This window comes from Microbacterium sp. M28 (genome assembly GCF_025836995.1).
Taxonomy (GTDB): Bacteria; Actinomycetota; Actinomycetes; order Actinomycetales; family Microbacteriaceae; genus Microbacterium.
This window is the reverse complement of sequence record NZ_CP107546.1, coordinates 2,619,106-2,633,313: the sequence shown is the minus strand read 5'-3', so window position 1 is coordinate 2,633,313 and position 14,208 is coordinate 2,619,106. Positions and strand designations below refer to the sequence as shown.

17 protein-coding genes are annotated in these 14,208 nt (G+C 69.9%); 7 read left to right on the top strand and 10 right to left on the bottom strand.

The genetic code is table 11. The annotated features are described in order from the left end of the window. Window positions 1-71 precede the first annotated feature (71 nt). Window positions 72-1,001, top strand: coding sequence for a LysR family transcriptional regulator (locus tag OED01_RS12855; protein WP_264155676.1), 930 nt, complete (start codon window positions 72-74; stop codon window positions 999-1,001). Here OED01_RS12855 and OED01_RS12850 read toward each other — a convergent pair whose 3' ends face one another. The 7 genes from OED01_RS12850 to OED01_RS12820 all read right to left on the bottom strand — a co-directional run bounded on the left by OED01_RS12850 (window position 1,002) and on the right by OED01_RS12820 (window position 6,085). Further along, window positions 1,002-1,268, bottom strand: a complete 267-nt coding sequence (locus OED01_RS12850) for a glutaredoxin family protein (protein ID WP_264155675.1) — start codon at window positions 1,266-1,268, stop codon at window positions 1,002-1,004. Window positions 1,269-1,306: 38 nt separating this feature from the next. After that, window positions 1,307-2,305, bottom strand: coding sequence for an FUSC family protein (locus OED01_RS12845; RefSeq protein WP_264155674.1), 999 nt, complete (start codon window positions 2,303-2,305; stop codon window positions 1,307-1,309). A 4-nt stretch (window positions 2,306-2,309) separates the two neighbouring features. Further along, window positions 2,310-3,095, bottom strand: coding sequence for a 23S ribosomal RNA methyltransferase Erm (erm, locus tag OED01_RS12840; protein WP_264155673.1), 786 nt, complete (start codon window positions 3,093-3,095; stop codon window positions 2,310-2,312). A gap of 210 nt (window positions 3,096-3,305) precedes the next feature. Beyond that, window positions 3,306-4,118 (bottom strand): acyl-CoA thioester hydrolase/BAAT C-terminal domain-containing protein, encoded by an 813-nt coding sequence (locus tag OED01_RS12835; RefSeq protein WP_264155672.1) that lies wholly within the window; start codon window positions 4,116-4,118, stop codon window positions 3,306-3,308. A gap of 4 nt (window positions 4,119-4,122) precedes the next feature. After that, window positions 4,123-4,863, bottom strand: coding sequence for an SDR family oxidoreductase (locus OED01_RS12830; RefSeq protein ID WP_264155671.1), 741 nt, complete (start codon window positions 4,861-4,863; stop codon window positions 4,123-4,125). Window positions 4,864-4,875: 12 nt separating this feature from the next. Continuing rightward, window positions 4,876-5,280 (bottom strand): VOC family protein, encoded by a 405-nt coding sequence (locus OED01_RS12825; RefSeq protein WP_264155670.1) that lies wholly within the window; start codon window positions 5,278-5,280, stop codon window positions 4,876-4,878. A 37-nt stretch (window positions 5,281-5,317) separates the two neighbouring features. Then, on the bottom strand, window positions 5,318-6,085 hold the full coding sequence (locus OED01_RS12820) for a siderophore-interacting protein (RefSeq protein WP_264155669.1): 768 nt from the start codon (window positions 6,083-6,085) through the stop codon (window positions 5,318-5,320). A 78-nt stretch (window positions 6,086-6,163) separates the two neighbouring features. Between OED01_RS12820 and OED01_RS12815 the strand changes: the two genes are divergently transcribed. Genes OED01_RS12815 through OED01_RS12800 form a run of 4 tightly spaced genes read left to right on the top strand, consistent with a single transcriptional unit; the run spans window position 6,164 to window position 9,950 of the window. Further along, window positions 6,164-7,180 (top strand): siderophore ABC transporter substrate-binding protein, encoded by a 1,017-nt coding sequence (locus OED01_RS12815; RefSeq protein WP_264155668.1) that lies wholly within the window; start codon window positions 6,164-6,166, stop codon window positions 7,178-7,180. Between the two features lie 16 nt (window positions 7,181-7,196). Next, window positions 7,197-8,216, top strand: a complete 1,020-nt coding sequence (locus OED01_RS12810) for an ABC transporter permease (protein WP_264155667.1) — start codon at window positions 7,197-7,199, stop codon at window positions 8,214-8,216. Next, window positions 8,206-9,198, top strand: a complete 993-nt coding sequence (locus OED01_RS12805; protein ID WP_264155666.1) for an iron chelate uptake ABC transporter family permease subunit — start codon at window positions 8,206-8,208, stop codon at window positions 9,196-9,198. Before OED01_RS12810 ends, OED01_RS12805 begins: the two co-directional genes overlap by 11 nt. Next, window positions 9,195-9,950 carry an iron ABC transporter ATP-binding protein gene (locus tag OED01_RS12800; protein WP_264155665.1) on the top strand — a complete coding sequence of 252 codons (756 nt, stop codon included), beginning with the start codon at window positions 9,195-9,197 and terminating at the stop codon, window positions 9,948-9,950. Before OED01_RS12805 ends, OED01_RS12800 begins: the two co-directional genes overlap by 4 nt. Window positions 9,951-9,954: 4 nt before the next feature. Here OED01_RS12800 and OED01_RS12795 read toward each other — a convergent pair whose 3' ends face one another. Genes OED01_RS12795 through OED01_RS12785 form a run of 3 tightly spaced genes read right to left on the bottom strand, consistent with a single transcriptional unit; the run spans window position 9,955 to window position 11,884 of the window. Continuing rightward, on the bottom strand, window positions 9,955-10,167 hold the full coding sequence (locus tag OED01_RS12795; protein ID WP_264155664.1) for a hypothetical protein: 213 nt from the start codon (window positions 10,165-10,167) through the stop codon (window positions 9,955-9,957). 15 nt (window positions 10,168-10,182) lie between these two features. Further along, complete coding sequence (locus OED01_RS12790; protein ID WP_264155663.1) at window positions 10,183-11,139, bottom strand: DNA-3-methyladenine glycosylase family protein; 957 nt, start codon at window positions 11,137-11,139, stop codon at window positions 10,183-10,185. A gap of 49 nt (window positions 11,140-11,188) precedes the next feature. Continuing rightward, window positions 11,189-11,884 (bottom strand): winged helix-turn-helix domain-containing protein, encoded by a 696-nt coding sequence (locus OED01_RS12785; RefSeq protein ID WP_264155662.1) that lies wholly within the window; start codon window positions 11,882-11,884, stop codon window positions 11,189-11,191. A 326-nt stretch (window positions 11,885-12,210) separates the two neighbouring features. Between OED01_RS12785 and OED01_RS12780 the strand changes: the two genes are divergently transcribed. Next, window positions 12,211-12,519 carry a GNAT family N-acetyltransferase gene (locus tag OED01_RS12780; protein WP_264155661.1) on the top strand — a complete coding sequence of 103 codons (309 nt, stop codon included), beginning with the start codon at window positions 12,211-12,213 and terminating at the stop codon, window positions 12,517-12,519. A 192-nt stretch (window positions 12,520-12,711) separates the two neighbouring features. Then, window positions 12,712-14,163 (top strand): MFS transporter, encoded by a 1,452-nt coding sequence (locus OED01_RS12775; protein ID WP_264155660.1) that lies wholly within the window; start codon window positions 12,712-12,714, stop codon window positions 14,161-14,163. The last annotated feature ends 45 nt before the right edge of the window (window positions 14,164-14,208 follow it).

Below are 14,208 nucleotides of genomic sequence, written 5' to 3'. Positions count from 1 at the left end.
GAGTTCCACGCTAGGAACATCCGAACGATAACTCCAATGAATTGTTCCGATGATCACGATAGCCTGAATGCATGAACCTCGAGCAGTTGCGCGGCTTCGTCGCCGTCGCCGACATCGGTCACTTCACGCGCGCCGCCGAGACCCTCCGTGTCGCCCAGCCGTCGCTGAGCCGGCAGATCGCCACCCTCGAGCAGGAGGTCGGCAGCGAGCTCTTCCACCGGGCCAGGGGCAACATCACGCTGACCTCCGCGGGCGAAACGTTGCTGCCGCGCGCTCGCCGCATGCTGGCGGATGCCGATGCGATCCGTGTCGAGATGGGAGAGATCGCCGGGCTGCAGCGTGGGCGGGTGCGTCTGGGGGCCACGCCGACCCTCTGCGTCAGCCTCGTCGCGGAGGCCATGACGGCGTTCCACCCTGCGCACCCCGGGATCGGACTGCAGCTCACCGAAGCGGGTTCGCGGCTGCTGATCGAACGCCTGACCGCCGGTGAACTCGACATGGCGCTCATCACGCTGTCCGAGGGACTGCCGGCCGGGGAGACGGCGCTTGTTCGTACACCGCTGCTCACCGAGGAGCTCGTCGTGGTGTCCGCTGCGACTGCTCCGCCGATCTCCGAGTCCGCGATCGACATCGCGCTGCTGGCGACGCTGCCGCTGGTCGCGTTCGCGCAGAGCTACGACCTGCGCGCCGCGACGGATGCCGCCTTCCGCTCGGCCGGTCTGGCCCCGACGGTCGTGATCGAGGGGGCGGAGATGGATGCCGTGCTGCGCTTCGTCGAGCGAGGACTCGGCGTCGCCGTGGTGCCGGCGACGGTCCTCGTGGATCGGCCGACCCTGCGCGCGGTGCGGCTGATAGAGCCGCGGCTCACCCGGACGATCAGCATCGCGCACCGGTCGGACGTGAATCCGACCAGGGCGGCGGAGGCCATGCGCGAGCTCATCATCGCCACCGCCGCCGGCCTCGCGGAGGCCTCGCCGGAGACCCTGCGATTGGTGCGCTGATCAGGCGGGCAGCGCCGTGACCGCGGCCGTGAGCATCTGCGGGACGGTCGGCACGCCCTCGGCGCGGAAGGTCTGCTCCCCGGCCGCGTTGCGCACGATCACCGTCGGTGTGAACCTGATGTCGAGAGCCTCTGCGGCATCCGGATCCCTGGCGACATCGATCTCGGTCACGGTCGCGTCCGGAAGGAAGCGCACGGCGTCGGCGATCACGGCCCTGGTGCGGGCGCAGGCTCCGCAGAACGCGGACGTGACGAGGGTGATCTCCATGTTGGATCGAACCGCCCGAAGCCCTCGGCTGTTCCCCGTCAGCGCCGGCGCGGATGCAGGAATCCGGACGCCGCGCCCAGCGCCGCGCCCACGACGGTGTCGATGATCCGCTCCCACGCGATCGACATGTCGCCGATCTCACCGGTCGCGGCACCCGTGAGCAGCAGTACCAGCGGCGTGATGAACACCAGCGCCAACGCGTAATGACGCACCACGACGAGCTCGATGAGGAACTGCAGGATGCCCAGCAGCAGCGCGAGCCAGAGGCCCGCGGGATGCAGCAGCGCCAGCAGGGCGTACAGGCCGGCGCCGACGAGCGTGCCCAGCATCCGGTGCAGGCCGCGCTGCAGCGCAGCCGTGCGGTCGGCCGCGACGCCGATCACGGCCACCGCCGCCCCCACGATCCAATAGCTGCGCGCCGGATCGACGATGAGCGCCAGCAGCACGCCGATCACGGACACGATCACGACGCGCAGCAGGAGCATCCGGGCATCCGCGTCCAGGCCGGGGCCGGGCAGGATCTCGCGCAGAGGGCGCGCCGCGACCGTCCGGGTCCTCGGCACCAGCAACGGCGAGAGGGCGACCAGATACGAGAAGGCGCATCCGGCCGCGAACGCCGCCAGGTACACCGGGCCCGTGACCGGTGCACTGGCGATGACGTGCGCCGACAGCCCGAAGGCGAGTACGAAGAACAGGGGGCCCGGTGGCCCCAGCCGGAAGCCGAACGACAGCGCCGCGCTTCCGACTGAGACGAGCACGACGCCGAGTAGCACGAGCCAGCTGTTCGGCGCTGCCCATACCCCCAGGGCAGCGCTGACGACCAGCCCGCCGGCCACGAACGGCAGCACCTCGGCGCGCTCGACGACGGCCGATGAGCTGGAGAACAGCACGGTGAATGCGCCGGACGCTGCCACGAACCCGAGAGCGGGCTGCCCCAGGAGGGTCATGACGGCGATCGGCGTCGCGAGCCCGATCGCGGCCTGCAGACCGATCGGCCAGCGAGGGCCGCGCGAAGGACCGAACGCGAACAGACTCACCTCTCTATTGTCCCGCGCGGCGACTGTCGTGCGCGTTCAGCCGCTTCCACAAGGTCGCCCACTGCTCCGGCCGCAGATCGCGGGGGAGCGCCCGGTGCGCGACGCCGGCGTCGCTGAGGGCGCCGTGCGCGCGTGAGGGCGGATGGCCGGTGTTCCGCAGCACCTGCAGTATGCCGTGCCCACGGCTGCGGAAGACCGCGGAGATGAACGACTCGTACGGTCGCCGCTCCTGCGTCGCGAGGAGAGCACGCTCGCGCCGCGACACCGTGAGGATGCCGCCGTCCACCGCGGGCATGGGGCGGAAGTGCGCGGCGGGTACTCTTTCGTGCTGCCGGAAGGAGAACCACGGCGCCGCCTGAGCGGTCATCATGGTCGCCCCGCCGACCCCGGCGCGCTTGCGCGCGACCTCCCACTGGGTCAGGAGCACCGCATGCCGCCACCCGTCGTGGTCGAGCAGGCGGCGCAGGATGGGAGTCGTCAGGTGGAACGGGATGTTCCCGACCACCACAGGGCGGTTCAGCGGTTCGTGCAGGGCATCGGACACCTGGACGGATGCCGTGGGTACGCGGGTCCTGAGCCGGGCGACCCGGCGCGCATCGATGTCGATGGCACGCAGGTCACGGCCGAGACGCGCGAGGTGTTCGGTGAGCGCGCCGTCGCCGGCGCCGAGTTCGAGGATGGGCCCGTCTGTTTCGGCGACGAGGTCGGTGAGCCGACGCAGCGTCGGCCGGTGGGTGAGGAAGTTCTGGCCGAGCTCGTGTCGGCCGCCGGTGTGGGAATGAGGTCGCATGGTGCGCTCCGATCGCAGGGAGGGAGCACCCGTGAGCGGGCGTGCGAAGGCACGGCGAACGCGCTTCCGGGTGCAGGACATCCGGGAACGACGCGCGGAGGCGTGGGTGTGCGACCGTCAGCGCGCCGTCAGGCGCGGCGGTCGCGGAAGGTGAAGTAGCGCGCGTCGAACGTCGCGCCGGAAATGATCGAAGCCATGTCGGCGAGTGTATCAGCCCGGGCGTGTCGTCCCGAGAACCCGCGCGAGGACGGCACCCAAGGCCAGAGCACCCAGCTCGGCATCCGCGGCCGGCGAGCCGCCGCGTGCCATGCGGCGCCCGCCCTGCGCGACGGGCTCGCCGGGGAAGGGGACGCGATGTCCCGCCAGCGGATGCCGCCGCACGTCCGTCGCGAGCCCGGCGGCGGCACGGCGCGCGACGATCTCGTCCGCGAAGCGGCCGCTCGGCCATACCCGGTCGTCCTCGCCGACGACGAGGAGCACATCTCCGGCGATCCGCTCGACGGGGATGCGGGCGGCCTCGGTGCCATGGCGATCCAGGCTCTGCGCATACAGTCCGCGGAACTCGGGCGGGTCGTTCGTGGCCGACCAGTCCGCGACGAACGGCACCCAGGGCAGCGGCACGCCGTCCTCGGTCCAGTGCGATGACCACGAGCCGTCGAGCATGCCCGGCCACACCACGCTCGTCGGAGCGACCGCGATCACGGCATCCAGCGTGGTGCGGCAAGCCGTCAGCAGCGCGGCCTCAGCGCCGAACGAGGTGCCGAGGACCGCGACCCGATCGCAGGAGTCGCGCAGCAGAGCGATCTCGTCGACGAACAGCTCGAGCGGCACCTCGTGCGGAACAGGACGCTGCCCTCGGCCACCGAACCAGCGGATCGCGTGCGCGCGGATGCCGTGGCGGGCGAACAGGTCGGCGCGGTCGGTCTCGATCCGACCGCTCGACCCGGCGAGGACGAGCACCCCCGCACCCGTCGGGTGCTGCGGCATCGCGATGTGCCGGTCCGACTCGTCGACGCGTGCCATCGTGTCAGCGCTGCGCAATCCACTCGGCGAACGTCTGCGTGGTGAGATCCGCGTCCGCGCCGGGGAGCGCGAGTCCGGCGCGCATGCCCTTCATCTGCGCGGTGGGCAGACTCACGCGCGGGATCCACCCTCGGTGCCCGCGTGAACGGGCGAACGCGATGATCATGTCGTCCAGGGCCTCCTCGCGGGGGCCGGCGAGGTCGCGGGCGCGTCCCTGCGCGGCACCGGCCGCCAGCGCGACCAGCCGCTCCGCGACGTCCCGTGCCGCCACCGGCTGCGTGCGCGCTCGCGGGGCCAGGTGGAGCGGACCGACCTTCGCGCGCTCGTAGATCTGCCCGGCGAACTCGTGGAACTGCGTCGCGCGCTGGATCGTCCACGGCACGGCCGATGCCTCGACGATCTTCTCCTGCGCGACCTTCCCGGCGTAGTAGTCGACGGGCATCCGGTCCACAGCGACGATCGACAGCACGACGACGTGGCCGACGCCGGCGTCCGCCGCAGCGCTGAGGAGGTTCCCCGTCGCCGCGGTGAAGAACTCGATCGACTCGGCGGCCTTCAGCGTGGAGATGTTCGCGGTGTCGATCACCGCGTGCGCCCCGTCGAGTGCGGCGTCGAGTCCGCGAGCGGTGACGAGGTCGACGCCCGCGGCGCGGCTCAGCACCACGGCCTCGTGCCCCGACCGCCGCACGGCATCCACCGTGAGACGTCCGACGACTCCTGTACCCCCGGCCACGGCTATCCTCATGCGCCCATCCTGTCAGTCCCAGCCCGCCGGGTTGTGCATGAATTCGAGCCGGATGCCGTTGTCGTCCTCGACGAACGACGCGTAGTAGCGCTCGGAGAAGCGCGGGTACTCCTTCGGCTCGCGCACCGCCGTCCAGCCGGCGTCGAGAGCGACGGCGTGCAGGCGCTCGACCTCCTCGCGGGAGTCGACGGCGAACGCCAGATGCTGCCATCCGACCCGTCCGTGCTCGTGCGGACCGGTGCCATCCGTGCGCGCCGGATACAGCAGCACCTCCGGTTCACCCTGCTGGCGCCAGTAGGCGAGATCGTCCGCATCGTGGCCGCGCGTGTAGCCGAGCGCTGCCAGCACGGGGTGGAACTGCGCCGACGCGCGAGGGACGCTGTCGACGGTGATGCCGAGGTGGTCGAGTTTCGCCATGCCACCCAGTGTCCCAGGCGTCGCGGACATCACCCGGTCAGTGCGGCGCGTGGTACTCGGCTTCGCCGCGCTTCCAATACCCCTTGACCACGGCGTGCGCCGTGTCGACGCCCCACCGCTCGAGCAGCGCACGACCGGGCTTGACGATCGCCTGCTCCGCGGCGATGAAGACGAACGGGTGCTCGCCCACGACGTCCTCCGGGCCCAGTGCATCGAGGAAGGCGATGAGCGCCGACCCTGCGGGGGCATCACCGCGGTGCAGCCACTCGACGGCCACCGGTGCATCGATCGAAATCTCGTCCTCCACGCCGCGGACCTCGATCACCATGCGCGCGGGAGCCTCGTCGCTGATCTGCGCAGCGAAGCGTCGGATCGCGGGGATCGCGGTCTCGTCTCCCACGAGCATCCAGCTGCCCGGGGCTCCGGTCAGCACGGCGGAGCCCCGAGGTCCGCCGACGCCGATGCGGGCGCCGAGCGGTGCGGTGGCGGCCCACGGAGCGGCCACGCCCTCGCTCCCGTGCACGGCGAACTCGACCTCGAGCCAGCCGTCGCCCCAGAACAGCGGCGTGTACTCGCGGCTCGGCGCTGAACGCAGCTCCTCGACGGTGTCCGGGATCTCAGCGGGGAAGAAGAGGCGCATATGGTCGTCCGCGCCGGGGGAGTCGAAGCCGGTCAGATCCTCGCCCTCCAGGCGGACGCGCACGTAGTTCGGGGCCAGCTGCTCCCTGGCCGTGAGCGAGACGGTGCGGAAGCGCAACTCGTTCATGCGGCGCTCGAGACTGAAGGGCGATTTCGACGAGGTCATGAAGTTAGGCTAGCCTACCTCTGTAGGTGAGGCTTACCTTACCTGCCAGTTCCTTCGTTCATCGTCTCAGGGAGAACCATGTCCTCGCGCCGGCCGCTCGCCGTAGCATCCTTCGTCCTCATCTCAGCGCTCGCGCTCGCCGGCTGTGCCGGTGCGGAGTCCGCACCGGCCGCCGAGGAGGAGCCGTCCGAGTCGAGCACGGTCACGTACTCGTGGGAGCGCAACACGGCTGGTGAGGACGAGGAGCCGGTCTACGAGACCGAGACCGTCGAGGTTCCGAAGGACCCGAAGAAGATCGTCGCGTTCGAGATGGCGACGGTCGACACGGTCGGCGCACTCGGCGGCGAGATCGCCGGCGCACCGCTGGAGTCCGTCCCCGAGTACCTGCAGGACAGCCTCGCCGACGACGCCTTCAACGCCGGAACGCTCTTCGAGGCCGACCTCATCGAGATCGAGGCGCAGCAGCCGGATCTGATCATCATCGGCGGCCGGTCGTCCGGCCTGTACGAGGACCTCAGCCAGATCGCGCCGACGATCGACCTCGGCATCACCGGCAGCTACCTCGAGACCCTCGAGCGCAACGTGACCTTCCTGGGCGAGGTGCTCGGCGCCGAGGACGAGGCAGCCGAAGCGCTGACCGAGCTCGAAACCGGGATCGACGAGGCCAAGGAGGCCACCGCGGCCGCGGGCAACGGCCTGGCCGTGATCGTGTCGGGCGGCGAGCTCAGCGCCATGGCGCCGTCCGGATCCGAGGCAGGCAGCTCGAACGTGCGCGGCGGCCTCATCTACGACGTCTTCGGCGTCGAGCCGGTCGTCGAGGACGTGGCGTCGGCCACGCACGGCGAGCCGATCTCGTTCGAGTTCCTGCTCGAGCACGACCCCGACACGCTCTGGATCGTCGACCGCGATGCAGCCACGGGCGAGGCGGAGGCCGGTGCCGCTGCACAGGTGCTCGACAACGACATCGTGAAGCAGACCACGGCGGCGAAGGACGACACGATCGTCTACCTCGACCCGGTGGCCTGGTACATCGTGTACGGCGGAATCGAGACGACGCAGCTGCTCATCGACGACGTGATGCAGATCGCGGAGTGACGACCTCCACCCACGCGTGACCGCCACCGCAACCACGTCGACCAGCGCCCCCGCTCCGGCACGCCCATCGCGTCGCCGGGTGGGGGTGCTCATCGGCGCCCTCTTCGTCCTGCTCGCCGTCGCGAGCCTGTTCATCGGCGGGTCCGACGTGTCGCCGGTCGCGTTGTTCACCGATGGACCGGACAGCTCCGCCGCTTTCCTCCTGCTCGTCAGCCGGATCCCGCGCACGATCGCCGTGATCCTCGTCGGCGCCTCGCTCGGCATCGCAGGGTTGATCATGCAGATGCTGGTGCGCAACCGCTTCGTCGAGCCGTCGACCACCGGCGTCAGCGAGTTCGCCACCCTGGGGATGCTGATCACGACCGTGTTCTGGCCCGGCCTCGCGGTGGTCGGCAAGATGGGCGTCGCCGCGGTCTTCGGCCTCGCCGGAACCTGGGTGTTCCTGCGGATCGTCCGTGCGATCCCGGTGCGGCAGCTCGTGCTGGTCCCGCTCGTCGGCATCATGCTCGGTGGGGTCGTCGCATCCGTGACGACGTTCTTCGCGTATCGGCTCGACCTGCTGCAGTCGCTCGGCCAATGGTCGCAGGGCAGCTTCGCGACCGTCATGCAGGGACGCTACGAGTTCCTCTGGATCGCCGCCGCCATGGTCGTGGTCGCCTGGATCGCCGCCGACCGGTTCAGCGTGATCGGGCTCGGGGAGGAGTTCGCCACGAACCTGGGCCTGAACTACCGTCGCGTCGTCGCGATCGGGATGGTCATCGTCGCCATGATCACGGCGGCCGTGCTCGTGACGGCAGGCATGATCCCGTTCCTCGGTCTCGTCGTCCCGAACATCGTCAGCCTCATCATCGGTGACAACGTGCGTCGGTCGATCCCGTGGGTCGCGGGTCTCGGTGCCGTCTTCGTCCTCGGCTGCGACATGCTCGCGCGCGTCGTGCGCTTCCCCTACGAGATCCCGCTGTCGGTGATCGTCGGCATGGTGGGCGCCGTGCTGTTCCTCTGGCTGCTGCTGCGGAAGGGGAGCCGTGCCCACTGAAACTCTCCTGAAGGCACAGGCTCGGAGGCTCCGCAGTCGCCCGGCGCTGCGACTGAGTGTCCTGGGCGCGGTCGTGCTCGCCCTCATCGCCGTCTATCTCTTCACGGACGTCCCCGGTTCGCTCGCCTTCGCGGTGCGCATCCGGTCGCTGACCGTCCTGGCGATGCTCGTCGTCGCTGTCGCGGTCGGGGTCTCCACGGTCGTGTTCCACACGATCACGCAGAATCGCATCCTGACGCCGTCGATCATGGGCTTCGACGCGTTCTACGTCCTGATCGCGACGACCATCGTGTTCTTCTTCGGATCGGCGTCGTTCCTGCGCGCGAACGAACTGCTGCTGTGGGTGGTCCAGGTCGTCGTGATGGTGGCCTTCAGCGTCTTCCTCTTCACCTGGATGTTCGGCGGCAGGCGGCGCTCCCTGCACCTGATGCTGCTGGTCGGAATCGTGCTGGGCACGTTCTTCCGCAGCTTCTCCGAGTGGATGCAGCGGATGCTGGACCCGCTGGACTTCCAGGTGCTCAGCGACGCCATGTTCGCGTCGCTGACGCGCCCCGATCCGATGCTCCTGCTGTTCACCGGCGTGCTCGTCGCGGCATCCTGCGTCGCGATCGTCCCGCTGGTGCGGAAGCTGGACGTGCTGACGCTCGGAGAACCCGCGGCGATCGGGCTGGGCATCGACCATCGCCGCCTGGTGATGCTGCTGTTCACCCTCATCTCGGTCATGATCGCGGCATCCACCGCGCTGGTCGGACCCATCCTGTTCTTCGGACTCATCGTCGCGAACCTCGCATACTCCTGGGCCGGCACGTTCCGCCACGCCTGGACCCTGCCGACGGCCGCGCTCATCGGGATGCTGTGCCTGCTGGGCGGACAGGTCGTCCTCGAGCAGGTCTTCGGATTCGGCGGGAGCATCTCGATGATCATCGAGTTCGCCGGCGGACTCTTCTTCCTCTTCCTCGTCCTCAGAAAGGGGGCGCGATGATCGCGCTCGAGAACGTCACCAAGCGCTACGGGAAGACGGTCGTGCTCGACGACGTCTCGCTCGAGTTCGGCGCCGAGGGGGTGACCGCGCTGATCGGGCCGAACGGGGCGGGGAAGTCGACCCTGTTCGGTCTCATCGGACGGCTCATCGCGGCCGACGACGGCCGGGTCACCGTCGACGGGGTGGACGTCACGACGGCGTCATCGAGTGACCTGGCGAAGGTGCTCGCCGTGCTCCGGCAGGACAATCACATCGCCGCCCGCCTGACCGTGCACGACCTGGTTGAGTTCGGGCGCTTCCCGCACTCGAAGGGCCGCTTCACGATCGACGACCGAGCGCACATCGATCGTGCGATCGACTACCTCGATCTCGCGCCGTATCGCGATCGCTTCCTGGACGAGCTGTCCGGCGGGCAACGGCAGCGCGCGTTCATCGCGATGGTGCTCGCTCAGGACACCCGGTACGTGCTGCTGGACGAGCCGCTCAACAACCTCGACCTGCGTCACGCCGCAGAGATCATGCAGCTCATCCGCCGTATGGCCGATGAGCTCGGCAAGAAGGTGATCGTCGTCCTGCACGACATCAACGTCGCCGGCCACCACGCCGATCGGATCGTCGCGATGCGCGGGGGCAGAGTGATCGCCGACGCGGCGCCGGAAGACATCGTCCGCGCCGACGTGCTGCGTGAGATCTACGACCACGAGGTCGACGTCAGAATGATCGACGGACGGCCGGTCGCGCTGACGTTCTGACGCGTCAGACCTCGATGCCGTGCGTCTCGTCGTTGACGCCGGTGTTGTTGTCGCCTTTGCGGGACTCGACGAGCATGAGCCAGCCGATCGACACGATCGCCGCCAGCAGGACGCCGAGCCAGACGTTCTGCAGGATCAGGCCGACCACCACGCCCAGCGCGAGCAGCACGGTCGTGCCGCCGAGCCAGGTCCATCGCTGCTTCTTCGTCGCTGCCATGGCGTCAGCCTAGCGTCAGTGGCGCCGATGATCCTGCGGTGCGAGCCGAGGGCCGCGGCGCGCTTCGCGGGGCCCGCCGGCGAGGATCAGGCGGATGACGCGCTGCCGGTGGCCCGCCCAGGGCGCGAGCAGCTCCAGCATCCCGTCGTCGTCGACGCGCGCGCCGGTGAGCGCGTAGCCGACCTGATGCGCGAGGTGGTAGTCCCCGACGCTCACCGCATCAGGGTCGCCGAGCGCCCTGATGCGCGTCTCGGACGCCGTCCACGCGCCGATGCCGGGAAGGCTCGTGAGCACGCGGTCGCGATCGGCGCCCGTCGGAGAGGCCAGGACGGCGTCGGCGATCCGCTGTCCTCGTGCGGCGGCGGCGACGATCGTGCGGGACTGCGGCGGCTCGAGGCCGGCCTGATGCCACGCCCAGGACGGGATGGCGCGCCAGCCGTCGATGCTCGGCGGCGCGAACATGGGCCGCGGCGTCGGTCCCGGTGCCCGTGCGCCGAAGCGCGTGACGAGGGCGCGCCATGCGCCGAAGGCCTGGAACGACGTGACCTTCTGCTCGATGACCGAGCTCGCGAGGGCGTCGAACACGAGATCGGTGCGCGTCAGCCGAGTGCCGACGGTCCGCCGTGCGATCTCGGCCAGCATCGGCATCGCTGCGACGTCGAAACCGGTCGCGTCGTCGTCGGCCCCGCACAGGGCAGGCAGCTGTGCGAGGGCCCAGCCGGCGCCCGGGCCCCATGCCGTCGCGTGCACCTCGCCGGCGACCGAGCGCAGGGCGAGTGTCGCGACGCCCTCCGGGGTGCGACTGGCGCGCCACAGCGTCGTCCCCTCCACCAGCATGGTCGGGTCCTTCGGCCCGCGCATCAGCACGCGCACGGTGCGCAGGAGATCGAGCGGATGGCCTGGCCGGTACACGGTGGACAGCGGTGCGTCCGAGTGCGCGCGGCTCGCCGCGGCATCCGCTGTCATGGTCATGCGAACACCCTACGCCGCGCGGCTGACATCGCAGCCGGACGGTTGCGGGTCAGAAGCGGTCGGGCGAGGGGGTGCCGTGGCCGTAGCGGATCACGACGTCCGCGTGACGGTCGAAGCGGTAGCCGACGCCGCGCACGGTGCGCACGATGTCCTCGTAGCGGCCGAGCTTGGCACGCAGGCGGCGAACGTGCACGTCGATCGTGCGCTCTCCAGGCGTCTCGTCCTCTGGCGACTGCCACAGCGCGCCCACGAGTTCGGTCCGCTCGATCGTGCGGCCCTCGCGGAGCACGAGGTACTGGAGCAGCTCGAACTCCTTGTAGGTGAAGGCGGCGGAGTCGCCGTCGATGAGGACGCGCTTGCGCGAGATGTCGACGACGACGCCCTCTTCCTCTTCGGTCTCCTCGTCCTCGGCGGCCTTGGTGCGGGCGATCGCGCCGGGCTCCTGCAGGGCGAGGCGGACGACATCGAGGTCACGGCCGCCCGCACCGTGCGGGGCGAGGGCGACGGTGGCGTGGGTCTCGGCGCCGGGGGCGAGCTCGGCGAGGGTGCGCCGCAGGGCGTCGACGAGCAGCGGCAGGCTGACGCCGGCCTCTGCGGCCTTGATCTCGTCGAGACCGACGTAGAGGGCGAAGCCGCGGGGCGAGCGGGTGGCAGGCAGATCGGCGGCCGGCGCGTCAACGACGGGACGGAGGCGGGAGGAGGCTGCGGAGGCGGAGGGACGCTCGAGGGTAGCGATGTTCGACATGATGATGAAGTCCTTGGGAGGGTGAGCCGACGGGCTCGGATGCGTTGCGAGAATGACCTTGAGGGCCGGTGACGAGCACGCAGGTGGGTGCTCGGGGGCTCAGGCGTCGCAGATGGCGAAGGCCGAGCCGGGCGGGGTGGGCTGAGGTGTCAGCTGCACATTCGGCAACACATGGCAACGCGGCCGGGCATCATCATCCCGGCAGTCCCGTTCGCCTCCTGGGCGGACAAAGGGCGTGCGTTGGTGGTCATGGGGGGATTATGTCGGATCGTGTCGCTCCGTGTCAAAACGGAGCCTGTGTCGGCCGCCGGGCGTAACGTGGGGACGTGACCGATTCGACCCTGACAGACGGCTTCGTCCTCACCGATGAGAAGGACGCATCGCGCTACACGCTGCTGCACGACGGACAGCTGGTCAGCGTGCTCGACTACCGCGACGACGGCAGGACGATCGCGCTGACGAGAGCCTTCACAGTCCCGACTTTCCGCGGGCAGGGGCATGCCGCGCGCGTGGTCGAGGGGGCCGTGGCCGACATCCTCGAGCGCGGCGATCGGAAGGTCGACGCGGTGTGCTGGTACGTCGCCGAATGGTTCGCAGCGCACCCCGAGCACGGTGCGCTGCTGCGCCGTCGCTGACGTGTAGCAGATTTCTCGGCGTGTGACGCATTGTTACGGTGCGGTCGGGTGCCGATCGCGCCGGTCCTCCGCCTCCGTCCGAGAGAATGGAGCTCTGCTCAGCACCGTTCGCTGAGGCGGTCGGCCTCGGGAACGGGGCCGGTCCGAGGCTTGAAACCTCCGGCATCCTCACCAGACACCGGAGGTTTTTCCATGTCATCGACCCTGCGCGCCCACCCCTCAGCGAAGTGGTGGGCCCTGGCGATCATCTCTCTGACGCAACTCGTCGTCGTCCTCGACGGCACCATCGTCAACATCGCTCTTCCGCAGGCGCAGGCCGCCCTCGGGATGGACGACCACATGCGTCAGTGGGTCGTGACGGCCTACGCGCTCGCATTCGGAGCGCTGCTGCTGCTCGGCGGGCGCATCGCCGACTACTGGGGGCGCAAGCGCACGTTCCTGGTCGGGATGGTGGGCTTCGGTCTCGCCTCGCTGTTCGCAGGAATGGCGAACGCCGGATGGGAGCTCGTCCTCGGCCGTGCCCTGCAGGGCGTGTTCGCGGCCATGCTCGCCCCGGCGGCGCTCGCGTTGCTGACGACGCTGTTCCCTTCCGGCAGGCAGCGCAACACGGCCTTCGCCGTGTTCGGCACTGTGGCCGGTGCCGGCGCAGCGGTCGGTCTGGTGCTCGGAGGCTTCCTCACCGAGTTCCTGGACTGGCGGTGGTGCCTGCTTGTCAACCTTTTCTTCGTGATCGTCTGCCTCGTGGGCGGCGCTCTATTCATCACCGAGAGCAAGGCCGAGGGCGACAACCGCTACGACCTGTGGGGTGCCCTGCTGGTCACCGTCGGCCTCGGATCGCTCGTCTACGGCTTCAGCATCGCCGAGACCGGCTGGGCGAACCCGCTCACGATCGCCTTTCTCGCCGTCGGCGTCGTGCTGCTCGGTGTGTTCGTATGGGTCGAGACGAAGGTCGGCAATCCGCTGCTGCCGTTGCGCGTCGTCGCCGACCGCGTCAGGGGCGGCGCCTTCCTGATCCAGGCGGTCGCGGGCAGCGTCATGATCGGCGCGACGCTCTACCTCACGCTCCACCTGCAGATCGTCCTCGGAATGGGGGCGCTGCAGGCGGGCCTCGCGAGTCTTCCGCTGCCCCTCGGGACGATGGTGCTCGCACCGATCGCGACGCGGATGCTGGGGACCGTCGGCCCCCGGCCGATGCTCATCGGCGGCCCGCTGGTCGTCGCCGCGGCTCTCGTCTATCTGTCGTTCATCACTCCCGGCGGCGACTACCTTGTCGAGATCGCCCCCGCTCTGCTCGTGATGGGCTTCGGCATGGCGTTCGTCTTCATCCCTCTGCAGAACGTCGCCCTCACCGGGGTCGCGCCGCACGATGCCGGCGTGGCCTCCGCGGTGACGAACTCCGCCATGCAGATCGGCGGCTCGATCGGCCTGTCGGTGTTCACGGCGGTGTACGCCGCCCGCGTCGGCGCTCATGCGCCGGCCGATGTCGACGCCGCGGTGCTGACGTCCGGCTACGGGGCGACGTTCCTCGCGGCCGCCGTCGGCATGGTCGTGGCGTCCGTGATCGCGATCACGATGGTGCGAGGGCGTGCGGAGGATCTCCTCCCGCGGGGCGCTGACGAGCAGGCTGCGGTCCTCGCGCACTGAGCGCGGTGCCGCGGCGTCCGAACGACGGATGCCGCGGCACGCCTC